Here is a 21,176-nt window from a genome sequence, read left to right on the forward strand (position 1 = left end):
TCAATTAACTATTTATTAATTTCTTCAACTGAAATCAGGTGGGCGATTTTCATTAATGCCCCACGAGTTGCAGCATTGTCTGGTAAAGTAGCTGTACTATTAATCCTACCTAAACCAAGAGCTTTCACAACTTTTCTTTGGTCAGGCAGACGGTGTGCAGCACTTCTAATTAAAGTAACTTTTAATTCAGTCATTTATCCAGTCTCCCTAATCTAGTTCAGCGTGACGAAGCTTTTCAACATCTTCACTTGTTCTAAGTTTCTTCAATCCATCTATTGTCGCACGAACAACATTAATAGGAGTATTAGAACCAAGTGATTTAGAAGTAACATCCGCAATACCGGCCATATCCATAACGATACGAACGGCACCACCAGCAGCAACACCTGAACCAGCTGGAGCAGGTTTGATCATAATACTGCCTGAGCCATAATGACCGATTACTTCATGAGGAATAGTAGTACCAACCTTAGGAACCTTGATCATATTCTTTTTACCAGCTTCAACGGCCTTACGGATTGCTTCTGGAACTTCTTGAGCTTTACCAGTACCAAAGCCTACACGACCTTTTTTGTCGCCAACAATTACCAGAGCAGCAAATCTCATTCGTTGACCACCTTTGACAACCTTGGTGACACGATTAATTGCTACTAACTGATCTTCAATGTCGTCTTTATTTCTGCGATTATTGCGAGAATCGTTGCGGTTTGCCATGTATTTATCTCCTTTCCTAGAACTCTAATCCGTTTTCACGAGCGGCGTCTGCCAATGCTGAAATACGGCCGTGGTATAAATAACCACTTCTATCAAACACTACGCTAGTAATGTTTTTAGCTTTGGCTGCTTCGGCAATACCTTTACCAACAGCTTGAGCTTGTTCTACTTTAGTTTGATCCTTTGATACAGAATCATCTAAAGTTGAGGCACTTGCTAGCGTTACACCCGCTACGTCATCAATTAATTGAGCGTAGATGTTTTTGTTTGAACGGAAAACGCTTAAGCGTGGGCGCTCAGCAGTACCAGAAATTTTGCTACGAATACGTTTATGACGCTTTAAGCGCAATTTGTTCTTATCTGGTTTCGAAATCACAATTTCACCTCAAAATTTTTACTATTTACCTGTCTTACCTTCCTTACGACGTACGTATTCATTAGTATAACGAATACCTTTACCCTTATAAGGCTCTGGCGGACGTACATCGCGAATTTCAGCAGCAAATTGTCCTACATTTTGCTTAGAAATTCCTTCTACTTCAATATCAGTTGCTGAAGTAGCTTTTACTGAAACACCTTCTGGTGCAGTCATTACAACTGGGTGAGAATAACCGACATTTAAAGTTAATTTGTTACCTTGTGCAGTGGCACGATAACCAACACCAATTAATTTTAAAGTTTTCTTGTAACCATCAACTACACCTTCAACCATAGAAGCTAGATTAGCTCTTTCAGTTCCATGAAGTGCTTTATCATTTTCATTTGAACGTGAAAAGTTGATCTTGCCATCTTCTTGTTTAAAGGTAATTTTTGGATCAAAATATCTAGTCAATTCACCCTTAGGTCCTTTAACAGTGATATTGTCACCATTTTTGGTAACAGTGACACTATCTGGGACTTCAATTGTTTTTAAACCGATACGGCTCATTGATTGCTCTCCTTTCTGTCAGAATTACCAAACGTAAGCGATAACTTCGCCACCAACATCTTTTTGTCTTGCTTCTTTGTCAGTAATCACACCTGCAGAAGTAGATACGATGGCTATACCCAAACCATTAAGTACTTTAGGTAGGTTTTCGGCACTAACATAATTTCTAAGACCCGGCTTAGAAATTCTCTTTAAGCCTGAAATGACACGTTCGCCGTCAGGACCATATTTCAAGAAAATCTTAATCATACCCTGTTTATTATCATCGGTAACTTCGTAATCACGGATGAAGCCTTCGCGTTTCAAGATTTCTGAAATAGATTTTTTAATGTTTGATGCAGGAATTTCAACAGAATTATGTTTTGCCATATTGGCATTTCTAATTCTAGTCAAGTAGTCTGCGATCGGATCTGTCATGACCATTTATGCTATCCTCCAATCCGTATTACCAACTAGCCTTTTTGAGGCCTGGGATTTGACCTTTGTGAGCTAAATCTTTCAAGCAAATACGGCATAAGCCAAACTTACGATAAACGGAGCGTGGACGACCACATCTCTCGCAACGAGTATATTCACGTGAAGAAAATTTAGCAGGACGATGATTTCTAATTTTTTGTGATGTCTTAGCCATTAATGTCCTCCATTATTTTGCAAACGGCATACCAAACTGACCTAGAAGCTCACGAGCTTCTTCGTCTGTATTGGCAGTAGTAACGATAACAACATCTAAACCCCTAGTTCTATTAACTTTATCAAAGTCAATTTCTGGGAAAATCAATTGTTCCTTAATACCTAAAGTGTAGTTACCACGACCATCAAACGAACGGCTTGATACACCGCGGAAGTCGCGAACACGAGGAAGTGAAACACTGATTAACTTATATAAGAAATCGTACATTCTATCGCCTCTAAGAGTTACCTTAGCACCAATAGACATACCTTCACGCAAGCGGAAGTTAGCAATTGACTTTTTGGCTTTAGTAACCAGTGGCTTTTGACCTGAGATTAAAGTCAATTCCTCTACAGCTTCATCTAAGTTTTTAGCATTAGAAACAGCGTCTCCAACACCCATGTTCAAAACTATTTTTTCAATCTTTGGCACTTGCATAACTGAGCTGTAATCAAACTTTTCTTGCAATGCAGGAACAATTTTTTCTTTATATTCTTGAGCTAAATAATTTGCCATTTGTGTCCTCCCTTCTACTTCTTAGTTTCTTCTTTTTTGTCATTGGTTTTGCCTTCTGACTTAGCAATGACCTTAACATTTGATGCATGGATTGAACCCTCAGATTCAACAACACCACCATTAGCATTAGTCTGAGAAGGTTTTTGATGCTTCTTGATCTTATTAACGCCTTTAACAACTACACGGTTTTTCTTAACGTTAACAGATAAAACAATACCTTCTTTACCTTTGTCTTTTCCGGTAATAACTTTTACTTTGTCACCAGTTTTAACAAACATCAGTGCACCTCACTTATTATATGACTTCAGGAGCAAGAGAGACGATTTTCATAAAGTCGTGCTCACGTAGCTCACGTGCAACAGGCCCAAAGATACGAGTACCGCGTGGACTCTTATCTGCATTGATAACTACACCAGCATTTTCATCAAATTTGATGTATGATCCATCTTCACGACGTGCGCCTGATTTTGTTCTAACAATGACAGCCTTGACAACGTCACCTTTTTTGACAACGCCACCTGGTGTTGCTTGTTTAACAGTTGCAACAACAATATCACCAATGTTACCAGTCTTACGTCTTGATCCACCTAAGACTCTAATAACTAAAAGTTCTCTGGCACCTGAGTTATCAGCAACCTTCAAACGGGATTCATTTTGAATCACTATATAATCCTCCCCTCACTAAATCCGCAAAATTAAACAGATTTTTTAACAATTTTAACTAAACGAAAGCGCTTTGTACGAGATAATGGACGAGTTTCCATGATACGAACAGTATCGCCAACTTTAGCTTCATTTTTATCATCTTGTGCGTAATATTTCTTTGAATATCTAATACGCTTTTTGTAAACAGGGTGGTTCTTATAAGTATCAACAACTACTGTGATAGTCTTGTCATTCTTATCAGAAATTACTTGGCCTTGATATACGTGACGATGATTTCTTTCGATTGATTCGCTCAAGTTAATAACTCCCTTCCACTAATCTTTTTCCAATGCTTTTTCGCTAAGAATTGTTTTAATTCTAGCAATATTTTTACGAACTTTGCCTAGGCGAGCGGTATTTTCTAATTGACCCGTTGCTTGTTGAAAACGCAAATTAAAGAGTTCTTCTTTATATTGCTTTTCCTTATCTAACATTTGATCAGTGGTTAATGCTCTGATATCTTTAGCCTTCATTAGAATTGCCACCTACTTCCGAACTTTTAGTCACAAATTTACATTTAATTGGTAGCTTCGTTGCAGCAAGTCTTAGTGCTTCACGAGCTGTTGCTTCATTAACGCCACCGATTTCAAACATAATCTTTTCTCTCTTGACTACAGCTACCCAGCCTGCAGGTGCACCTTTACCAGAACCCATACGTACACCAACACCTTTAGCAGTGTATGACTTTTGAGGGAAAATTCTAATCCAAACCTTACCACCACGTTTCATGTAACGAGTCATCGCAACACGAGCAGCTTCGATTTGTTGTGTAGTAATCCAGTGCGATTCAAGGGCTTGTAAACCATATTCACCAAAAGCAATGGTTTTACCACCCTTAGCAGCACCACGCATCTTACCACGAAACTCACGACGGTGTTTTACCCTTTTTGGTACTAGAGGCATTATTTGTTTCCTCCCTTCGCAGCTTTTTCGGGCTTCTTACTTTTAGAAGGTAAGATTTCACCCCGGTTAATCCATACTTGAACACCAATTTCACCATATGTAGTGTAGGCATTTACCCAAGCATAATCAATATCTGCTCTTAAAGTTTGTAATGGAACACGACCTTCTGTGTGCCATTCTCTTCTTGCCATGTCAGCGCCGTTCAAACGGCCAGATGTTTGTACTCTGATTCCCTTGGCACCGGCACGCATAGTTCTTTGAGTAGCTTGACGAGTAGCACGTCTAAAAGCGATACGAGCTTCAAGTTGACTAGCGATACTTTCAGCTACTAATTTGGCATCAAGATCAGGTTTCTTGATTTCAACAATATTAACGTGGACTTGTTTCTTAGTCAAAGCATTTAATTCTTTTCTCAATGCTTCAACTTCAGAACCACCTTTACCAATTACCATACCTGGTTTAGAAGTATTGATTGATACGTTGATCCTATTAGCTGCACGTTCAATTTCAACAGTAGAAACAGAGGCATTCTTTAACTTCTTATCAATGAATTTTCTGATGCGAAGGTCTTCATTTAAGGTTTCTTTGTATCCTCTGTCAGCATACCATTTAGATTCCCAGTCACGAATTACGCCGAGACGAAAACCATTTGGGTTAATTTTCTGACCCATTAATATACCTCCCTTAATCGTTCTTTTCTGACACTACTACAACTACATGACTAGTTCTCTTATTAATAGGAGAAGCCATACCTTTGGCACGTGGTCTAAATCTCTTTAAAGTTGCTCCTTCATTTACGTATGCTTCAGATACATAAAGATTGGCACTTTCAAGATCGTAATTGTGTTCTGCATTTGCAATTGCTGAGCGTAAAACTTTTTCAACGATTGGGGAAGCAGCTCTAGGTGTGAATCGCAAGATTGCCAATGCTTCAGCAACGTCTTTGCCACGAATCAAATCAACAACTAAACGTGCTTTTCTTGGAGCAATACGAACTGTTCTTGCTTCCGCCCTAGCTGAACTAACTTGTTCTGCCATTTAAGTGTTTCTCCTTTCTTTATTTTGCAGTAGCCTTGTCGTCAGATGTCTTATGTCCACGAAAAGTTCTCGTTGGAACAAATTCACCTAACTTATGACCAACCATATCCTCAGTAATATATACTGGAACATGCTTTCTACCATCGTAAACAGCTATAGTCAAACCAACAAAAGAAGGAAAAATAGTTGAACGACGTGACCAAGTTTTAATAACCTGTTTTTTATCTGTATCTGCTTGTGCATCAACTTTCTTTAATAAGGATGCATCAGCAAAAGGCCCTTTTTTAATACTACGGCTCATTAAATTACCCTCCTTCTATTATTTGCTACCTTTACGGTGACGAACAATTAGCTTCTCACTGGCTCTCTTACTATTTCTAGTCTTGATACCACGAGCTTTCTTGCCCCATGGAGTCATTGGTTGTGGACGACCTACAGGAGCTTTACCTTCACCACCACCATGTGGGTGATCGTTAGGGTTCATTACAGAACCACGAGATTGCGGACGTCTGCCTAACCAGCGACTACGGCCAGCTTTACCTAATTGAATTAACGAATGTTGTTCATTACCAACAACACCAATAGTTGCACGACAAACTGATAAAATTTTACGAACTTCACCACTCTGTAATTTAACTAAAGTGTACTTACCATCATTACCCAAAACTTGAGCACTGGCTCCAGCACTTCTAACAAGCTGACCACCTTTACCAGGACTTAATTCAATATTGTGAATTGATGTACCAGTTGGAATATTCTTTAATGGCAAAGCGTTTCCTGGCTTAATATCTGCATTAGCGCCAGATTCAACCACATCACCAACTGTTAAACCTTTAGGTGCTAAGATATAAGCCTTAATACCATCAGTATAGTGAAGAAGCGCAATGTTAGCAGTTCTGTTTGGATCGTATTCGATTGCTTTAACTACAGCTTTAGCGTTATCTTTATTGCGTTTAAAATCGATGATACGGTACTTTTGCTTATGTCCACCACCACGGTGTCTGCTAGTAATATGACCATAAGAGTTACGACCTGCAGTATGTGATTGTGACTCAAGTAAAGTACGCTCTGGCTTGCTCTTAGTAATTTCAGCAAAGTCAGAAGTAGTCATATTACGGCGACCATTTGTGGTTGGCTTATAAATTTTAATAGCCAATTGACTGACCTCCTATTACTTATTTTCTTCTTTATTATCGTTATCGTCTTTGAAAATTTTGATGTCATTTGAATCTTCAGTTAAGGTGACAATTGCTTTACGTGTCCGAGCAGTTTTACCTGAATAACGACCAACACGCTTATCCTTACCACGAACATTCATGATATTAACTTTTTTGACCTTAACATCAAAAATTTCTTCAACAGCATCACGAACTTGAGTCTTGGTTGCAGTTAAAAGCACGTTGAAAGTGTATTTCTTATCATCCATTAAGTTCGTTGACTTTTCAGTAATGACAGGTCTTAAAATGATATCGTGTGCACTCATTTCGTCGAAGCCCCCTCAACATTCTTTTCTATCTTTTCAATAGCTTCTTTTGTCAAGATTAATTTGTCATAGTTGACAACATCTTCTACATTCAAGCCATTTGCAGTGATAACCTTAACGTTTGGCAAATTCCTAGCTGAGTATTGAATATTTTTATCTTCAGAAACAACTAAAACTTTACCTTCAACCTTTAAGTCGTCCAAGATTGACTTAAATTCTTTTGTTTTAGGAGCTGACATAGTCAATTGATCTAAAACAATCAAATCTTTATCAATCAATTTTTGGGAAAGAACAGACTTGATAGCCAAGCGCCGTTGCTTTCTTGGCATTGAGTATGCATAAGAACGTGGAGTTGGTCCAAAAACAACACCACCACCGCGCCATTGTGGTGAACGGATAGACCCTTGACGAGCACGTCCAGTACCCTTTTGTTTCCAAGGCTTCTTACCACCACCGCGAACAGCAGATCTATTTTTAACCTTCGAGGTTCCTTGACGTCTGCCAGCTCTTTGTCTGATAATTGCGTCAAAAACTACGCTTTCATTTGGTTTAATACCAAATACTTCATCATTTAAAGTAACTTCACCAGCATCTTTGCCTTTTTGATCAATAACTTTTAAATTAGCCATTCTAGTCCTCCTTCCTATTTATTATTTTTTACAGCAGATCTAACAGTAAGCAATGAATTCTTAGCGCCAGGAACGTTGCCTTTAATTAACAAAACATTCTTATCTGCTACAACTTTTTCAATTACTAAGTTTTCAATGGTAACTTTCTTCATTCCCATGTGACCTGGCAGACGTTTGCCTTTAGGCACACGGTTAATGATTGAACCCATTGAACCAGGAATTCTATGGTACCTTGAACCGTGAGTTTCTGGTCCACGTGATTGGCCCCAACGTTTAATGTTACCTTGGTATCCATGACCTCTTGTAGTACCAGTGACGTCAACTACGTCACCTTCCTTAAATGTGTCCACAGTAACTTCTGAGCCGACTTCATAGTCCTTAAGCTCAACTCCGCGGATTTCACGTATGAAGCGCTTAGGCGAAGTCTTTGCTTTTGCAGCATGACCTTTTTCTGGTTTGTTGCTCAAAACTTCACGCTTATCTTGATATCCTAATTGAACTGCTTCGTAGCCGTCTGATTCAACTGTCTTAACTTGCATAACTACGTTAGGCGTTGCTTCAACAACTGTTACAGGCACGAGGATACCATCTTTAGTGAAGATTTGGGTCATACCAACTTTTCTTCCTAAGATTCCTTTGGTCATGATTACACCTCTTTCTTTTTAAAATTAAAGTTTAATTTCGATGTCAACACCACTTGGTAAATCAAGCTTCATTAAAGAGTCAACAGTTTTAGGTGTTGGATTTAAAATATCGATTAAACGCTTATGCGTACGAATTTCAAATTGTTCACGTGAGTCCTTGTTCTTGTGTGGTGAACGCAAAACAGTGAACAATACCCTTTCTGTTGGCAATGGAACTGGACCTGAAATTTCAGCTCCAGTTCTCTTTGCAGTAGCTACAATTTTAGCAGCTGATTCATCGAGAATACCATGTTCGTATGACTTAAGTCTGATACGAATTGATTGACTTGCCATTAAATTACCTCCTCAACGTCTTCTTTAAAAGATGACTAGCTTCCACAAAAATTACCGACACAACCTCTGTGGCAATGCAACCTGGTGTGCCGCAACCTTTTGTATCAATGCTTTACAACAAAATGTGCTTTAAGGCAGACTATGCCCTAGACACACAAAAAATAGTATAACCGTTTTAAGCTTAATTATCAAGGATTAAAGGAACTTTTTTCATCTTTTAGAATAGAAAAATACAATTTTTATACTTTTTTAAATAAAATCCTTAATTTTATGTTTAAGAAGTCTACTACAAACAGAAAAATTCTCAAATAATTTATTCAGAAACGAAATTTTTGATAAAAAAAGAGCCACTGGCTTTACCAATAGCTCGATTTTTATAGTTAATAACTTGTTTTTATATTATTAATTATTGAAAATTATTCAGCGTTACCGCCACGTTTTTTGATGATATCCTCTTGAATAGACTTAGGAGTTGGTGAGTAATGATCAAAGACCATCGTAAATGTACCACGGCCTTGAGTTGAAGAACGTAAGGTGGTAGCATAACCAAACATTTCTGCCAGAGGAACCATTGAATTCAATACTTTAGCGCCGGCACGATCTTGCATGTTATCCATTGTACCACGACGAGCAGTAATTGAACCCATTACGTCACCTAAGTAATCTTCAGGTGTGATAACTTGAACCTTCATAATAGGTTCAAGGATAACTGCACCAGCCTTAGGTGCAGCATTTCTCAATGCCAATGATGCAGCAACTTTGAAGGCAGCTTCAGAAGAGTCGACTTCGTGGTAACTACCGTCATAAAGTTTAGCTTTTACATCAATCAGTGGGTAACCTGCCAAGATGCCGTTCTTCATAGATTCTTGCAAACCAGCATCAACAGCAGGGATAAATTCACGAGGAACAACACCACCAACAATGGCGTCTTCAAATTCGTAACCTTTTCCTCTTTCATTTGGTGTAAATTCAATCCAAACGTCACCATATTGACCTTTACCACCTGATTGACGCACAAATTTACCTTGTGCTTTAGCAGGCTTAGTGAAGGTTTCACGGTAAGCAACTTGTGGTTCACCAATCTTAGCTTCAACGTGGAATTCACGCTTCATACGTTCAACCATGATTTGCAGGTGTAATTCACCCATTCCGGAAATCAAAGTTTGACCTGTTTCAGCGTTTGTTTCTGCTCTAAAGGTTGGATCCTCTTCAGTTAATTTTTGCAAAGCAACATCAAGTTTGTCACGGTCAGCTTTTGATTCTGGCTCAATTGAAACTTGAATAACCGGATCTGGAACTTCCAAACTTTCCAAAATTAATGGGTGATCAGGATCAGTTAATGAATCACCGGTAGTAGTATTCTTTAAACCGATAGCACCAGCAATATCACCGGAGAATACTTCAGAAATTTCACTTCGTGAGTTAGCATGCATTTGCAACAAACGACCAACACGTTCACGACTATTCTTAGAAGCATTCAAAACATATGAACCTGATTCAAGTGAACCAGTGTAAACACGAATATAAGTCAAACGACCAACAAATGGATCAGTAGCAATCTTAAACGCCAAAGCGGAAAATGGCTTTTCATCTCCAGCAACTAATTCAACTTCTTCACCAGTTTTTGGATCATGAGCAACATAAGGCTTAACATCTAACGGAGATGGTAAGTAATCAACAACACCATCAAGCATCATCTGTACACCCTTGTTCTTAAAAGCTGAGCCTGCAAATACAGGGAAAATCTTCAAGTCCAATGTAGCTTTACGAATAGCAGCTTTTAATTCATCAACGGAAATCTCATCACCATTAAGGTATTTTTCCATGATGTCATCATCAACATCAGCTACTTGTTCAATTAATTCGGAGCGACGTTTTTCAGCTTCTTCTTTGTATTCATCAGGAACAGGAATAGTATCCCATTTGGATCCAAGCTTATCTTCATCATAAACATCAGCTACCATGTCAAGTAAGTCAATAACACCTTCAAAGCTTTCGGCAGAACCAATTGGCATTTGCACAGCTAGAGCATTGGCATTTAAACGTTCGTGCAAAGACTTAACAGATTTGTCAAAGTCTGCTCCAATCTTATCCATTTTGTTTACAAAAACAATTCGAGGAACACCGTAAGTTTCAGCCTGGCGCCAAACATTTTCAGTTTGAGGTTCCACACCAGCTTGAGCGTCAAGAACAGTTACGGCACCATCAAGAACACGCAAGGAACGTTCAACTTCGATAGTGAAGTCAACGTGTCCAGGGGTATCGATAATGTTAATTCTGTAATCTTTCCATTGTGCAGTAGTAGCTGCAGAAGTAATAGTGATACCACGTTCTTTTTCTTCATCCATCCAGTCCATTTGTGAATCACCCTCATGGGTTTCACCAATTTTATGGATCTTACCAGTGTAATAAAGAATACGCTCTGTTGTGGTAGTCTTACCCGCATCAATATGGGCCATAATACCAATGTTACGTGTTTTTTCTAATGGAAATTCACGCTTATTAGCCATAGATTTTTTCCTTTCCCTAAAAAATTAGAAACGATAGTGTGCAAATGCACGGTTAGCTTCAGCCATACGGTGAACATCTTCACGCTTTTTAACAGCTGAGCCAGTATTGTTTGAAGCATCAATAATTTCGTTAGCCAAGCGTTCATCCATAGTATGTTCATTACGTAAACGAGCGTAAGAAACTAACCATCTTAAACCTAAAGTAGTTCTTCTTTCAGGACGAACTTCAACTGGAATCTGATAGTTTGAACCACCAATACGGCGAGCTCTAACTTCCAAAACAGGCATAATATTATTCATAGCTTCTTCAAAAACATCAAGTGGCTCTTTGCCGGTCTTTTCTTTAACAATGTCAAAAGCATCATAAAGAATGGATGAAGCCTTAGCTCTTTTACCATCGATCATTAAGTGGTTGATCAACTTAGTTACAAGCTTTGAATTATATACTGGATCCGCTAAAATATCTCTTTTAGCTACATGTCCTTTTCTAGGCATTATTTAACTCCTCCTTAATCTTTCTTGGCACCGTATTTGGAACGTCCTTGCTTTCTGCCTTCAACACCAGCAGTATCAAGAGCACCACGAATAATATGGTAACGAACACCAGGAAGGTCCTTTACACGACCACCACGAATTAACACAACAGAGTGTTCCTGTAAATTATGGCCTTCACCTGGAATATAAGCAGTTACTTCAATCAGGTTAGAAAGACGAACACGAGCATACTTCCGCAAAGCTGAGTTTGGCTTCTTTGGTGTCATAGTGCCGACACGAGTTGCAACTCCACGCATTTGGGGCGCTGGGTTAGCTACTAATTCTTTCTTCATACTGTTGTAGCCATAGCTTAAAGCTGGTGACTTTGATTTAGTCGTCTTAGTATGACGGCCTTTTCTTACCAATTGGTTAATGGTTGGCATTAAATTTTCCTCCTAAAAAAATTCATTATTTTGTTCACACATCCAGGAGTTTCTTTTTTAAGTCCCAGATAATCATCAAAATACACATTGACTATTGTACTCGCTTGTCGCAAAAAAGCAAATTATTTTTACTAATTGAAAAGCAGATGATATTTTTTGCGTATTTGATTTAAGCGAGGTAAACAATATGAAATGGATTTTTGGAATCAGCAATTTTTTGATTGGTACATGTCTAGCTTCTCATGCATGTGTAATTATCGAAAGACTCGGCAAAGAAGACTTTATCTTCAGTCGCTCAAAATGCACTAATTGTAATCAACAGCTGTGCTTGTTAGATGAAATACCTTTAATTTCCTATTTAATACTTAAAGGTCGTTGCCGTTATTGTAAAATTCACATCCCCTGTGAATATTTTTTAACAGAATTTTTAGGCGGTTTCGCTTTTTATAAAATTGATTTTAGCAGCATACATGATATTTGTACGGCGATTGTTTTGTTTAGTCTTCTACTAGCTGCTATCAGCGATTATCAGGTTCAGGAATTCGATATTACACTGGTACTGCCTGCACTTGTTATTTCGCTTCAACATATAATGAATAATTTTTATAGAATTAGCACTACTGATCTCATAGAATTTTTACCTATTTTTTTGTTTTTTCTTTTTGAGACAGTTAGAAAAAAATGTGGTAGTGGAGACTTAATAGTCTATCTAATCTTATCTTTCTACTTTAACTCCAAATTCGCCAATTTAACTTTTTTAACTGCTTCAATAGCTCTGCTTATTGTTTTTTTGGGCAGTAAAATGAGCAAAAAGGAGCCTGTTGCATTTATTCCTTTTATTTATATTGGATTAATCATTCAACTTTTGTGCAAATAAAAAGCTGGAATCCATATAAAATGAGATAGCAGCTTTAATAAACTAGTAAAAATAATTTTTTCACGTAAGTATTAGTTATATCTTGCCATCAGGTTTTGAAAACTAGGCAGCAGTACTATGGCTATAACAACTCCGACTACTCCTTGAATTGTATTAGTAAAAAGACTGGCAAGTCCTGCAGCCCAAGTATAAAGAACTGTATTAGTGATAAAATAGCCACCTACCATAAAGAATACTCCTATAGCTCCGGCGATAGCACCTTTGACTAATTGGTTTTTAAAATTCCAGTATTTAAAGACTAAACCAACAAAAAAACCTTCTAAACCATGGACAACAAGAGAAAATAACATAAACTGCCCATATCCACCAAGAAGATCAAGTAAAAATCCAGAAAGTCCTCCAACTATACCCCCGGCCAATGGACCGAATAAAAGCGCCACTATATAAATAATCGCATCACATAAATTAATATTTCCATGAGTCAGGGGCATAGGAATAATAAAAATTCGACTAACCACGACATTAATCGCTGTTAGTAATGCTAATAATACAAGTCTCTTTAAAGAAAAATCAGTTTGATTTGTCATAGTATAATTCTCTCTTAAACAAAATATTAAAATCATTCTTAACAAAAAATTTATCTTGAAAGAAAATTCCAGCTTACTCTAGCTACATGAACATATCTTACACTAATTTAACTATTTTATCTAATTAAATTTTAATTATTTTTAAATCATATTAAAATAAGCAATGATAAATTTTAAAACATATTATTTTTTGTAAGACTAATGATACGCTCTTTCATAACAATTAATTTTGACTTTAAACATACCACATTAACTTTAGGAGTTTTAGGATTTTTTTCTGCTTAAAATTATTATCAATTTATGTCTTTAACTGCAGTTACTTCAATTTCTATTAAAGCACCTTTTGGTAAAGCTTTAACGCAGACGCAGGAGCGCGCCGGCTTAGTTTGAAAATATTTAGCATACTCCCCATTAAATTTGTCAAAATTTTCCATATTAGACAAATAACAATTAGTTTTTATAACATTTTTACTGGTTAATCCTATACCTTTTAATATAGCATCTATATTTTCTATAACTTGCTTAGTTTGACCAATAATATCTTTTTCAGAAATTATAGCACTCTTAGGATCAATTGGAATTTGTCCAGAAATGAAAATAAATGGTTCTAATATTGTCCCCTGAGAATATGGACCAATAGCTCCAGGAGCATTTTTAACATTTATTTTTTTAATTAAATTCATTTTTCATTTTTCCTTATTTAAAATCTTCAACCCTTTTTCAATCCTATTCAAACCTTCTGCAAGTATCTCATGACTGGTTGCAAAACACAGCCTGACATATCCTTCAGCACCAGGTCCAAATTTTTCTTCAGATCCGGGAACAAGTGCAACCTTTTCTTTTGTTTTCATAAAGTCAACAAACTGTTGACTTGTTACCTTCAATTCCTTAATGTTAATCCAAAATACATAGGTCGCTTCTGGTTTGATAGTGGAGATACCTTTCATTTTGGATAAACGTTTATAACAATAGTCACGATTATATTTCAAAAACTGTATAAACTCTTTTTTCCACTTTCCGGCTTTAGAAAGTGCTGCTATTCCAGCAACCTGTGATAATGAACTTATTCCTCCCGCTGTAGTTTTTACATCTGAAGCATCAACTATTTTCTCAAATAATTGGTGGTCTTGAGTATAAATATATCCTATCCTTAGTCCAGCTAATCCATATGACTTAGAAAATCCGTTAACAGATACGATTCTTTTGCTTAAGTCATCATCAACAGACAAAATGCTTTTAAAAGGTCTCTCTCCATATACAATATCTGACCATATTTCATCGTTCATAATATACAAATTATATTTATTGCATATTGAACTAATAATAGATAGTTCTTCATCACCATAAACTAGTCCAAGAGGATTATCAGGGTTACATAAGCAAAGCATTTTAGTTTTTGGAGTAATGTATTTTTCCAAATTAGTAAAATCTATTTTCCCATCTATAATTTTAGTTGGAAAATAAACTGGCTTAGCGCCAGCCGAACTTACTGAATTTTTGAAAAGAAAATCCACCGGATCAAACACAATTGCTTCGTCACCAGGCTTTAGTATTGCCTTCGCAACAATATACATACCGCGTGCAACGCTATCAACTGGCAATACGTTATCACTAACTATATTTTCTCTCCGTTCTTGTAAATATTTAGCAATTTCTCTGCGAAATTCTGGAAATCCTAAAGTAGGTGTATATGAAAAATATCCTGGTTTTATGTAGTCAATTAGAGCTTTGGTAATTTCTTCAGAAACAGGAAAATCAATATCTGCTGCTGTTAAAGGTATAACTCCATCTGGAACTTCAGCCCATCTAAGATTATATGCTCTTTTTTTTAAAATATTAAAATTCACATTTTTGTTTTTAAACAAGTCTGTCTCTCCACTCATAAAATGACTCCTTTACTTTCAATTACTTTTTTATACCATTCAAAGGAATCTTTTTTAATCCTTTTTCCGGTTCCTTCCCCTTGATCGTTGTAATCAACAAAAATATATCCATATCTCTTTTTCATCTCACCCGTACTTGCACTTACAATATCTATCGGACCCCATGATAAATACCCTAGGCAATCAACACCATCAAGAATGATAGCTTCCTTCATACTTTCAATATGCTTTTTCAAATAATCGATTCGATAATTGTCATGAATTTTGCCATTAACTACTTTATCTTCTGCTCCCAGTCCGTTTTCAACTATAAAAATAGGTTTTTGATATCTATCATAAATATGATTCATAACTAATCGTAAGCCAATAGGATCTACAGTCCATCCCCACTCAGACTTTTTTAAGTAGGGATTATCAACACCATTCAAGATACCTTTCGCCGCTTTATTTTTAGGTAAACTTTTGTCTGTAGTTAAAGTTTCACTCATATAATAACTAAAAGAAATATAGTCAACAGTCCCCTTTCTTAAAATGTCTAAATCTCCTTTCTTGATAGGAATATTAATGTTATTTCTCTCAAAATACTTTTTAGCATAGTTTGGATAATAGCCACGTGCCTGAACATCTGTACAAAAGTAGTTTTTATATTCATTTTGCATAAGGAAAAGATAATCTTTAGGGTTAGAGGTTGCTGAATATTGCATGATAAATGCCGTCATGTTTCCAACCATATTACTTGAATCAATTTCATGAGCAGAAATAACGGCTAATGCACTAGCCAAGAATTGGTGGTGCAAAGAAGTATAAACAACCTGCTTTAGATTTTTCTTTTCAATTTGGTTAACATATATACCACCTGATAAATATGGTAAAATTTCATAATTTACTTTACTTAAATGATTTATTTCATTAAACGTCATCCAATACTTAACTTTTCCTTTATATCGACTAAAAACAGTTTTTGCATAATGCACAAAAAATTTAATTAATTTTCGATTTTGCCAGCCTCCATATTTTTTTACCAGATTAAGTGGCATATCATTATGATTTAGCGTAACAACAGGTACAATTTCTAGTTTGTTCATTTCATCAAACAAATTATCATAAAATTGTAAACCTTTTTCATTGGGGGTATCTTCATCGCCATTAGGATATATTCGAGTCCATGCTATTGAAACTCTTAATGCTTTGAAACCCATCTCTTTAAAAAGCTTCAGGTCGCTTTTATATGTATGATAAAAATCTATAGCTTTGTGACTTGGAAAATAGACGTCATTCTGAGGTTTTCTATAAATTTTCCTATCTTTATTGTGACTTGAAACTGCTAAGACATCAGAAACACTGATTCCCTTCCCATCAACATTCCAAGCTCCTTCGCATTGATGTGCAGCCAATGCTCCTCCCCATAAAAAGTTATCTGATAATTTGTTATTCATTTTTTCCCTTTCTTTCTTTAAAAACAATGGTTTTTATTAGCATTTGAATCATATCTATTTCGGACTGGACAGTCATCAGAGTATCCTGAGCATGTCCAAATAAATAAGAATTAGGTAATATTTCTCCAGAACTTTCTTTTTGTAATATACCCGTTTGTATTTTATGTGCCTCGACTATTTCCTTATTCGCTTTATCCATATATTGATCAGATTCCAATTTATTTCCCTTAGCTAATGCCGAAAAGGATTGATGCATATAATTTCTTGCATCTCCAGCATGTAAAATAATTTGCATTGCTGCTTTGGCAATTTCTTCTAAACTATCTGCCATTTAATTCTCTCTTTCTAAATTATGCCTTTTTAGCCATTTTTAACTTCATTTCGCTTTTTTCTTTTTTTACTTCTTGAGACTCATAAACTTTAAAAAACGGAAAGTATATTATAAAGCTAACAATCAAAATAATACCCGTTAAGATGAAAGCTCGTGCATCATTCGTAGCAAAATATCCATACAATCCAGCTGGCATATACCAAACTTGGAATGGAGATGTTGGTACGTTCACTAATCCAAATTTAAAACCACAATATCCTACAATAGGTAAAATTATTCCGCACATCCAATAAGGAACCATTAAAATAGGATTCCATACTACTGGAGCGCCAAACATTACAGGTTCATTAATATTAAAAATGCTTGGTACAATGGTAAGTCTGCCTATCGCCTTTAGTTTTTTACTATGAGAAAAGCAAAACATCAAGACAAGCATCAATGTTGCTCCTTGTCCACCTAAATACAAAAAGCCATGAAAGAATTCCATAATGTTTAAATTAGTAGGAACCTGTCCATTTGCTGCTAATTGGGCATTTGCTGCTATACCTTGCATCCAAATCGGCCACATTATTGGATACATTACCCAACTGATACCAAACGAAAATAAGAAACAAACTAAGAATGAGCATATTACAATGCCTGGTAATGTTTGTCCCATTTTTGTAATTGGATAAAATACTGCGGTTATAACTTTGTAAATATCAAAATGATTAACATAGCAAATTAAACCAAACAGTAAAAGAATAAATATCGGCAGCATACTATTTAACCAGTCAACTACAATATCTGGCATTGCTGTATCTTGCTTAAAAAATGAAAAATTAGCAAATTTATACATAAAATAGCTAACAAACAAGCTTACCACCAGTGATACCAACATACCTCCTGCTCCTAATTTTTCAGTTACAAACTTGATATTTGTAGCTTCAAATGTTGGCATTACAAGCATTAAATATAAAGATAAGCTAGTTAAACTACTTGGAATTAATAATTTTGGGATCTTTAACTTAGTCATTACTTTGTAAGGAATAAGGAATGCAATAAATATTGAAAGTAACCCAAATGTAAATGAATTTATTAACGAAATATCAGGAATCCAATGAAACCAATTTTTGAAAACATTTACCAAATTTGATAGCGAACCCACCATAATAAAAGGTAGCAAGGCCATAATTGATTCTTGGACCGATGATACCCAAACATTTTTAGTTAAAGAATTCATTTTTGGAGCAAAAGAATTTTTCATCCATCCCATAAAGCCTTTTTCTTTAACTTCAGAATTTTTTTCGTCTTCATTAGTTATTACATCTGGGATCTCTGGTTTAACGCTGCTTTTTTGGGAAGTTGACGAATCTATCAAATCACTTTTTGTCCAATTCAGTTCTTTTATAACCAGATTTAATAAAGCTTCTCCATTCAATTCTCCATAAATTTCTTGACTTATAACTTGAACAGGAACTCCAAAAGGCTTAGCCATTTTTTCAAATTTATCTAGTGCATATTTCAAATGAGGACCTATTAGAAGAATACTTGCTCCATCAAGATATTCAGATATTTCAGCATCACTTTTTGCCATAATATCAAGTTTATAGCCATGCTTTAATGCTGCTTTTCTCATGCTTTGAGCCATGAAACCACTTGAGGCACCTGCTCCACATGTTAATAAAATTTTTTTCATTATCGACACATCCTTTCTATTCAAATACAATTCTTGCATAGTTCAAATATTAAAAAAGTGACATATTGTTCCGCAAGTTAGGAACATATTCTATGGTTAAAGCGCTTTCTGTGTACTGTATAATAATTTCATAATCGTAATGCTGAATTTACTACTGTGCAAAGTAGGAGAAAATTAAATGAATAAAAGAGAACAAGAAATATTAAGTTACTTGACAAAGAATAACGGATGGGTCTCTGCAAAAAAAATTTCTAACAGCATTGGCATTTCTACAAGAAGTATTCGCAAATATATTTCTACTTTAAATAAAAGAAATATTGATCCAATTGTTCTTTCTAGTAATAAGGGATATAAACTAGATTACAAAAACTACAAAGAAAGTCTTAACAAGAAAAGTAAAAATTTTAACCTAACACCAAGTGAAAGAAGAAAACTACTTATTTGCGAGCTTTTAATTCATGGAAATATTAACTTTTTAAATTTTTTAAATAAATTATTTATATCTGAAGCTACCTTTAATAATGATTTGATCTCTGTAAAGTCAGTTTTTAAGCGTTATCATTTAACAGTTAATCAGCATAAGGATTTTCTTTATCTAAAAGGATCTGAAATAAATAAGAGAACAATGTTAAGTGAACTTGTGGAGCAAAAAAATTGGGCCAATTTTGGTCCAGATTCTCAATTAAATACGAATGCATTTGCAAATAGTGAAATAAGCATAAGGAAGTTATCAAATATAATAGAAAGAATTTTAGTTGAAGAAGATATATATATAAATGATTACACTTTACAATTTATAGTAATTCACATTTATATTATGATTACTAGAATAAAATCAAAAAACATAATAAAAAGCAAAAATTATTCTTCGAATCATATTCCACAAATTGTTAAATTGATCGGTGAAAAACTACAAGAAGAATATAAAATTAAAATAAGTCAAATTGAGTTAACATATTTAGATAATATAATACAAAATAATTTACCCTTAAAAGAAAAAAGTAATAACCAAGATTGCAGGCAACTAGTTACTAATATCCTTATAAAAGTTGAGCAAATTTATGCTTTAAATCTAATTAACGATGATTTTATTAATAAATTTAGTTTTCATATTGAAAACTTATATGAAAGAACTATAGATAATATCCATATAAAAAGTCCACTAGAAGACGATATTAATGAAAACTATCCATTAATCTATGATGTTTCAATTTATATTGCATCTCAACTTGAAAAAGTCTGGGAAAAAAACATAGATTCAACTGAAATTGATTATATTGCTTTCCATATTGGTTCCTACTTAGCAATGAGTCAACAAAACAATTTTAAAATAAAATGTTTAATCTATTATAAAGAGTATTATGATGTCAAAAACAGATTGAAGTATAAATTAAACAATTTATTTTCCGACTCTTTGATTATTAGTGATATTAGACGACTTGATTCAAATCAACCAATCTCTACTGATATTGATTTGATAATTACAACTTCAAAAGATTTTACGTTGTATCAGTCAACTTCTATACCAATTTTTATTATTAGTCCTATACTCTCTTATAAAAATATAAATGGTCTACGTGCAATGATATCTTCTATTAAAGAAACAAAAGAAGCGGCTATGTTGAAAAGCTTTTTACTTGAATTACTTAAACCGGAATTATTTAAAAAGAATCTTTATTTTAATAACGAAATAGAAGCTATTACTTATCTTTGCAATGAAACAGAGAAATTGGGTTATTCAAATCAAGATTTTAAAAAAAGTGTTTTAGAACGAGAGAGGTCAAGCTCAACTGCTTTTTTTAATGAATTAGCAATTCCACATGCTTTAAATTGCGAAGCTAAAAAATCCTTTTTTTCAATTGTTATTAATGATCATAAAATGAGCTGGGGTGATAAAAAAATAAACATAATTTGTCTTTTTGGAATTAACTCAGCAAGTGAGAAAAAAGGATTTAGAATGTTTTTCGAAAAGATAATAAATATATTTTCTGATATTGAAAATATAAAGAAGATGAAAAGTACTAAAAATTATATTGATTTTATTAATTTATTGAAAAACTTGCTCCAATATAACTAAAAGGTAGAAGATTTGTATCTTCTAAATTAAAATTAAACTAATATTACAAATTGAGCCACGATATAATTTCTTATTTAAATTTAATTGAGGATAAAGATGCACTATATTTTATCTGCAACAACACTTGACGGTTTACTTTTTATAATTATGAATACCTTCCTGTGATTATGAAATTACAATATATTGATGATTACAGCGCCAAAAGTTGTTCATTAACAAGACAATCTGTAGTTCATATTCTAATTATGCTGGTTACCATATATCCTTGTTTAATATCAAGCGACTGATTTCTAAATAAAACAATACTAGATTCAGCG

General features: G+C 34.8%; 31 protein-coding genes. 2 read left to right on the forward strand and 29 right to left on the reverse strand.

From position 1 onward, the window contains the following. Nucleotides 1-8 precede the first annotated feature (8 nt). The 23 genes from rpmD to rpsL all read right to left on the reverse strand — a co-directional run bounded on the left by rpmD (nucleotide 9) and on the right by rpsL (nucleotide 11,990). Nucleotides 9-194, reverse strand: coding sequence for a 50S ribosomal protein L30 (gene rpmD / locus F5ESL0261_RS07405; protein ID WP_034980417.1), 186 nt, complete (start codon nucleotides 192-194; stop codon nucleotides 9-11). A 13-nt stretch (nucleotides 195-207) separates the two neighbouring features. Then, a complete protein-coding gene (gene rpsE, locus F5ESL0261_RS07410; protein WP_034980420.1) occupies nucleotides 208-714 on the reverse strand; it encodes a 30S ribosomal protein S5 in 507 nt (168 codons plus the stop codon). A gap of 16 nt (nucleotides 715-730) precedes the next feature. Continuing rightward, complete coding sequence (gene rplR, locus F5ESL0261_RS07415; RefSeq protein WP_034980422.1) at nucleotides 731-1,090, reverse strand: 50S ribosomal protein L18; 360 nt, start codon at nucleotides 1,088-1,090, stop codon at nucleotides 731-733. Nucleotides 1,091-1,111: 21 nt separating this feature from the next. Further along, nucleotides 1,112-1,642, reverse strand: a complete 531-nt coding sequence (gene rplF / locus F5ESL0261_RS07420; protein ID WP_046332452.1) for a 50S ribosomal protein L6 — start codon at nucleotides 1,640-1,642, stop codon at nucleotides 1,112-1,114. A gap of 24 nt (nucleotides 1,643-1,666) precedes the next feature. Further along, the gene (gene rpsH, locus F5ESL0261_RS07425; protein WP_038523731.1) at nucleotides 1,667-2,065 is read right to left on the reverse strand and encodes a 30S ribosomal protein S8; all 399 of its coding nucleotides are present in this window, start codon (nucleotides 2,063-2,065) and stop codon (nucleotides 1,667-1,669) included. A 22-nt stretch (nucleotides 2,066-2,087) separates the two neighbouring features. Next, nucleotides 2,088-2,273, reverse strand: coding sequence for a type Z 30S ribosomal protein S14 (locus F5ESL0261_RS07430; protein WP_034980430.1), 186 nt, complete (start codon nucleotides 2,271-2,273; stop codon nucleotides 2,088-2,090). Nucleotides 2,274-2,285: 12 nt separating this feature from the next. Next, nucleotides 2,286-2,828 carry a 50S ribosomal protein L5 gene (rplE, locus tag F5ESL0261_RS07435; RefSeq protein ID WP_034980431.1) on the reverse strand — a complete coding sequence of 181 codons (543 nt, stop codon included), beginning with the start codon at nucleotides 2,826-2,828 and terminating at the stop codon, nucleotides 2,286-2,288. A gap of 14 nt (nucleotides 2,829-2,842) precedes the next feature. Further along, complete coding sequence (rplX, locus tag F5ESL0261_RS07440; protein WP_045928451.1) at nucleotides 2,843-3,106, reverse strand: 50S ribosomal protein L24; 264 nt, start codon at nucleotides 3,104-3,106, stop codon at nucleotides 2,843-2,845. Nucleotides 3,107-3,122: 16 nt separating this feature from the next. Next, nucleotides 3,123-3,491, reverse strand: coding sequence for a 50S ribosomal protein L14 (gene rplN, locus F5ESL0261_RS07445; protein WP_045928452.1), 369 nt, complete (start codon nucleotides 3,489-3,491; stop codon nucleotides 3,123-3,125). Between the two features lie 32 nt (nucleotides 3,492-3,523). Next, nucleotides 3,524-3,790 carry a 30S ribosomal protein S17 gene (gene rpsQ / locus F5ESL0261_RS07450; protein WP_034980439.1) on the reverse strand — a complete coding sequence of 89 codons (267 nt, stop codon included), beginning with the start codon at nucleotides 3,788-3,790 and terminating at the stop codon, nucleotides 3,524-3,526. Nucleotides 3,791-3,808: 18 nt separating this feature from the next. Beyond that, the gene (gene rpmC, locus F5ESL0261_RS07455; RefSeq protein WP_034980443.1) at nucleotides 3,809-4,006 is read right to left on the reverse strand and encodes a 50S ribosomal protein L29; all 198 of its coding nucleotides are present in this window, start codon (nucleotides 4,004-4,006) and stop codon (nucleotides 3,809-3,811) included. Then, on the reverse strand, nucleotides 3,996-4,436 hold the full coding sequence (gene rplP / locus F5ESL0261_RS07460; protein WP_045928453.1) for a 50S ribosomal protein L16: 441 nt from the start codon (nucleotides 4,434-4,436) through the stop codon (nucleotides 3,996-3,998). The genes rpmC and rplP overlap by 11 nt, the downstream gene beginning before the upstream one ends. Continuing rightward, complete coding sequence (rpsC, locus tag F5ESL0261_RS07465; RefSeq protein WP_034980450.1) at nucleotides 4,436-5,107, reverse strand: 30S ribosomal protein S3; 672 nt, start codon at nucleotides 5,105-5,107, stop codon at nucleotides 4,436-4,438. Before rpsC ends, rplP begins: the two co-directional genes overlap by 1 nt. A 13-nt stretch (nucleotides 5,108-5,120) precedes the next feature. Beyond that, entirely contained in the window at nucleotides 5,121-5,474 is a 354-nt protein-coding gene (gene rplV, locus F5ESL0261_RS07470) for a 50S ribosomal protein L22 (RefSeq protein WP_122052751.1), read from the reverse strand. 19 nt (nucleotides 5,475-5,493) lie between these two features. Beyond that, nucleotides 5,494-5,775 carry a 30S ribosomal protein S19 gene (gene rpsS / locus F5ESL0261_RS07475; RefSeq protein WP_034980456.1) on the reverse strand — a complete coding sequence of 94 codons (282 nt, stop codon included), beginning with the start codon at nucleotides 5,773-5,775 and terminating at the stop codon, nucleotides 5,494-5,496. A gap of 18 nt (nucleotides 5,776-5,793) precedes the next feature. Beyond that, the gene (gene rplB, locus F5ESL0261_RS07480; RefSeq protein WP_045928454.1) at nucleotides 5,794-6,630 is read right to left on the reverse strand and encodes a 50S ribosomal protein L2; all 837 of its coding nucleotides are present in this window, start codon (nucleotides 6,628-6,630) and stop codon (nucleotides 5,794-5,796) included. Between the two features lie 15 nt (nucleotides 6,631-6,645). After that, on the reverse strand, nucleotides 6,646-6,957 hold the full coding sequence (rplW, locus tag F5ESL0261_RS07485; protein WP_034980462.1) for a 50S ribosomal protein L23: 312 nt from the start codon (nucleotides 6,955-6,957) through the stop codon (nucleotides 6,646-6,648). Next, the gene (rplD, locus tag F5ESL0261_RS07490) at nucleotides 6,954-7,586 is read right to left on the reverse strand and encodes a 50S ribosomal protein L4 (protein ID WP_034980465.1); all 633 of its coding nucleotides are present in this window, start codon (nucleotides 7,584-7,586) and stop codon (nucleotides 6,954-6,956) included. The genes rplW and rplD overlap by 4 nt, the downstream gene beginning before the upstream one ends. 14 nt (nucleotides 7,587-7,600) lie before the next feature. Then, nucleotides 7,601-8,230, reverse strand: a complete 630-nt coding sequence (gene rplC / locus F5ESL0261_RS07495; protein ID WP_034980468.1) for a 50S ribosomal protein L3 — start codon at nucleotides 8,228-8,230, stop codon at nucleotides 7,601-7,603. Nucleotides 8,231-8,254: 24 nt separating this feature from the next. Next, nucleotides 8,255-8,563 carry a 30S ribosomal protein S10 gene (rpsJ, locus tag F5ESL0261_RS07500; RefSeq protein WP_045928455.1) on the reverse strand — a complete coding sequence of 103 codons (309 nt, stop codon included), beginning with the start codon at nucleotides 8,561-8,563 and terminating at the stop codon, nucleotides 8,255-8,257. Between the two features lie 416 nt (nucleotides 8,564-8,979). Beyond that, nucleotides 8,980-11,073 carry an elongation factor G gene (fusA, locus tag F5ESL0261_RS07505; RefSeq protein ID WP_034980473.1) on the reverse strand — a complete coding sequence of 698 codons (2,094 nt, stop codon included), beginning with the start codon at nucleotides 11,071-11,073 and terminating at the stop codon, nucleotides 8,980-8,982. Nucleotides 11,074-11,097: 24 nt separating this feature from the next. Beyond that, a complete protein-coding gene (gene rpsG, locus F5ESL0261_RS07510) occupies nucleotides 11,098-11,568 on the reverse strand; it encodes a 30S ribosomal protein S7 (protein ID WP_034980476.1) in 471 nt (156 codons plus the stop codon). 14 nt (nucleotides 11,569-11,582) lie between these two features. Beyond that, the gene (gene rpsL, locus F5ESL0261_RS07515; protein ID WP_034980479.1) at nucleotides 11,583-11,990 is read right to left on the reverse strand and encodes a 30S ribosomal protein S12; all 408 of its coding nucleotides are present in this window, start codon (nucleotides 11,988-11,990) and stop codon (nucleotides 11,583-11,585) included. A gap of 187 nt (nucleotides 11,991-12,177) precedes the next feature. Between rpsL and F5ESL0261_RS07520 the strand changes: the two genes are divergently transcribed. Beyond that, nucleotides 12,178-12,867, forward strand: a complete 690-nt coding sequence (locus F5ESL0261_RS07520; RefSeq protein WP_109586595.1) for an A24 family peptidase — start codon at nucleotides 12,178-12,180, stop codon at nucleotides 12,865-12,867. A 71-nt stretch (nucleotides 12,868-12,938) separates the two neighbouring features. Here F5ESL0261_RS07520 and F5ESL0261_RS07525 read toward each other — a convergent pair whose 3' ends face one another. The 6 genes from F5ESL0261_RS07525 to F5ESL0261_RS07550 all read right to left on the reverse strand — a co-directional run bounded on the left by F5ESL0261_RS07525 (nucleotide 12,939) and on the right by F5ESL0261_RS07550 (nucleotide 18,782). After that, nucleotides 12,939-13,454, reverse strand: coding sequence for an ECF transporter S component (locus F5ESL0261_RS07525; protein WP_122052752.1), 516 nt, complete (start codon nucleotides 13,452-13,454; stop codon nucleotides 12,939-12,941). Nucleotides 13,455-13,747: 293 nt separating this feature from the next. Then, the gene (locus F5ESL0261_RS07530) at nucleotides 13,748-14,137 is read right to left on the reverse strand and encodes a Rid family detoxifying hydrolase (RefSeq protein WP_122052753.1); all 390 of its coding nucleotides are present in this window, start codon (nucleotides 14,135-14,137) and stop codon (nucleotides 13,748-13,750) included. A gap of 3 nt (nucleotides 14,138-14,140) precedes the next feature. Next, nucleotides 14,141-15,337, reverse strand: a complete 1,197-nt coding sequence (locus F5ESL0261_RS07535) for a pyridoxal phosphate-dependent aminotransferase (protein WP_122052754.1) — start codon at nucleotides 15,335-15,337, stop codon at nucleotides 14,141-14,143. Further along, entirely contained in the window at nucleotides 15,334-16,773 is a 1,440-nt protein-coding gene (locus F5ESL0261_RS07540; protein ID WP_122052755.1) for a glycoside hydrolase family 1 protein, read from the reverse strand. Before F5ESL0261_RS07540 ends, F5ESL0261_RS07535 begins: the two co-directional genes overlap by 4 nt. Further along, nucleotides 16,766-17,104 carry a PTS lactose/cellobiose transporter subunit IIA gene (locus F5ESL0261_RS07545; protein WP_122052756.1) on the reverse strand — a complete coding sequence of 113 codons (339 nt, stop codon included), beginning with the start codon at nucleotides 17,102-17,104 and terminating at the stop codon, nucleotides 16,766-16,768. Before F5ESL0261_RS07545 ends, F5ESL0261_RS07540 begins: the two co-directional genes overlap by 8 nt. A gap of 19 nt (nucleotides 17,105-17,123) precedes the next feature. Then, entirely contained in the window at nucleotides 17,124-18,782 is a 1,659-nt protein-coding gene (locus tag F5ESL0261_RS07550; RefSeq protein ID WP_122052757.1) for a PTS transporter subunit EIIC, read from the reverse strand. Between the two features lie 178 nt (nucleotides 18,783-18,960). Between F5ESL0261_RS07550 and F5ESL0261_RS07555 the strand changes: the two genes are divergently transcribed. Then, nucleotides 18,961-20,859 (forward strand): PTS sugar transporter subunit IIA, encoded by a 1,899-nt coding sequence (locus F5ESL0261_RS07555; protein ID WP_122052758.1) that lies wholly within the window; start codon nucleotides 18,961-18,963, stop codon nucleotides 20,857-20,859. The last annotated feature ends 317 nt before the right edge of the window (nucleotides 20,860-21,176 follow it).

The organism is Lactobacillus sp. ESL0261 (assembly GCF_003693025.1).
GTDB classification, from domain to species: domain Bacteria; phylum Bacillota; class Bacilli; order Lactobacillales; family Lactobacillaceae; genus Lactobacillus; species Lactobacillus kullabergensis.

Bases quoted from the DNA above. Each gene is read 5' to 3' on its own strand.
- rplW (WP_034980462.1), bottom strand. From the start codon at position 6,957: ATGAGTGCACACGATATCATTTTAAGACCTGTCATTACTGAAAAGTCA.
- F5ESL0261_RS07525 (WP_122052752.1), bottom strand. From the start codon at position 13,454: ATGACAAATCAAACTGATTTTTCTTTAAAGAGACTTGTATTATTAGCA.
- F5ESL0261_RS07545 (WP_122052756.1), bottom strand. From the start codon at position 17,104: ATGGCAGATAGTTTAGAAGAAATTGCCAAAGCAGCAATGCAAATTATT.
- rplD (WP_034980465.1), bottom strand. From the start codon at position 7,586: ATGGCTAATTTAAAAGTTATTGATCAAAAAGGCAAAGATGCTGGTGAA.
- rplF (WP_046332452.1), bottom strand. From the start codon at position 1,642: ATGAGCCGTATCGGTTTAAAAACAATTGAAGTCCCAGATAGTGTCACT.
- fusA (WP_034980473.1), bottom strand. From the start codon at position 11,073: ATGGCTAATAAGCGTGAATTTCCATTAGAAAAAACACGTAACATTGGT.
- F5ESL0261_RS07530 (WP_122052753.1), bottom strand. From the start codon at position 14,137: ATGAATTTAATTAAAAAAATAAATGTTAAAAATGCTCCTGGAGCTATT.
- rpmD (WP_034980417.1), bottom strand. From the start codon at position 194: ATGACTGAATTAAAAGTTACTTTAATTAGAAGTGCTGCACACCGTCTG.
- F5ESL0261_RS07520 (WP_109586595.1), top strand. From the start codon at position 12,178: ATGAAATGGATTTTTGGAATCAGCAATTTTTTGATTGGTACATGTCTA.
- rplP (WP_045928453.1), bottom strand. From the start codon at position 4,436: ATGCCTCTAGTACCAAAAAGGGTAAAACACCGTCGTGAGTTTCGTGGT.
- rpsH (WP_038523731.1), bottom strand. From the start codon at position 2,065: ATGGTCATGACAGATCCGATCGCAGACTACTTGACTAGAATTAGAAAT.
- rpsE (WP_034980420.1), bottom strand. From the start codon at position 714: ATGGCAAACCGCAACGATTCTCGCAATAATCGCAGAAATAAAGACGAC.
- rpsG (WP_034980476.1), bottom strand. From the start codon at position 11,568: ATGCCTAGAAAAGGACATGTAGCTAAAAGAGATATTTTAGCGGATCCA.
- F5ESL0261_RS07535 (WP_122052754.1), bottom strand. From the start codon at position 15,337: ATGAGTGGAGAGACAGACTTGTTTAAAAACAAAAATGTGAATTTTAAT.
- F5ESL0261_RS07550 (WP_122052757.1), bottom strand. From the start codon at position 18,782: ATGAAAAAAATTTTATTAACATGTGGAGCAGGTGCCTCAAGTGGTTTC.
- rplV (WP_122052751.1), bottom strand. From the start codon at position 5,474: ATGGCAGAACAAGTTAGTTCAGCTAGGGCGGAAGCAAGAACAGTTCGT.
- rpsL (WP_034980479.1), bottom strand. From the start codon at position 11,990: ATGCCAACCATTAACCAATTGGTAAGAAAAGGCCGTCATACTAAGACG.
- F5ESL0261_RS07555 (WP_122052758.1), top strand. From the start codon at position 18,961: ATGAATAAAAGAGAACAAGAAATATTAAGTTACTTGACAAAGAATAAC.
- rplX (WP_045928451.1), bottom strand. From the start codon at position 3,106: ATGTTTGTTAAAACTGGTGACAAAGTAAAAGTTATTACCGGAAAAGAC.
- rpsS (WP_034980456.1), bottom strand. From the start codon at position 5,775: ATGAGCCGTAGTATTAAAAAAGGGCCTTTTGCTGATGCATCCTTATTA.
- F5ESL0261_RS07540 (WP_122052755.1), bottom strand. From the start codon at position 16,773: ATGAATAACAAATTATCAGATAACTTTTTATGGGGAGGAGCATTGGCT.
- rpsC (WP_034980450.1), bottom strand. From the start codon at position 5,107: ATGGGTCAGAAAATTAACCCAAATGGTTTTCGTCTCGGCGTAATTCGT.
- rplE (WP_034980431.1), bottom strand. From the start codon at position 2,828: ATGGCAAATTATTTAGCTCAAGAATATAAAGAAAAAATTGTTCCTGCA.
- F5ESL0261_RS07430 (WP_034980430.1), bottom strand. From the start codon at position 2,273: ATGGCTAAGACATCACAAAAAATTAGAAATCATCGTCCTGCTAAATTT.
- rpsJ (WP_045928455.1), bottom strand. From the start codon at position 8,563: ATGGCAAGTCAATCAATTCGTATCAGACTTAAGTCATACGAACATGGT.
- rpmC (WP_034980443.1), bottom strand. From the start codon at position 4,006: ATGAAGGCTAAAGATATCAGAGCATTAACCACTGATCAAATGTTAGAT.
- rplC (WP_034980468.1), bottom strand. From the start codon at position 8,230: ATGACCAAAGGAATCTTAGGAAGAAAAGTTGGTATGACCCAAATCTTC.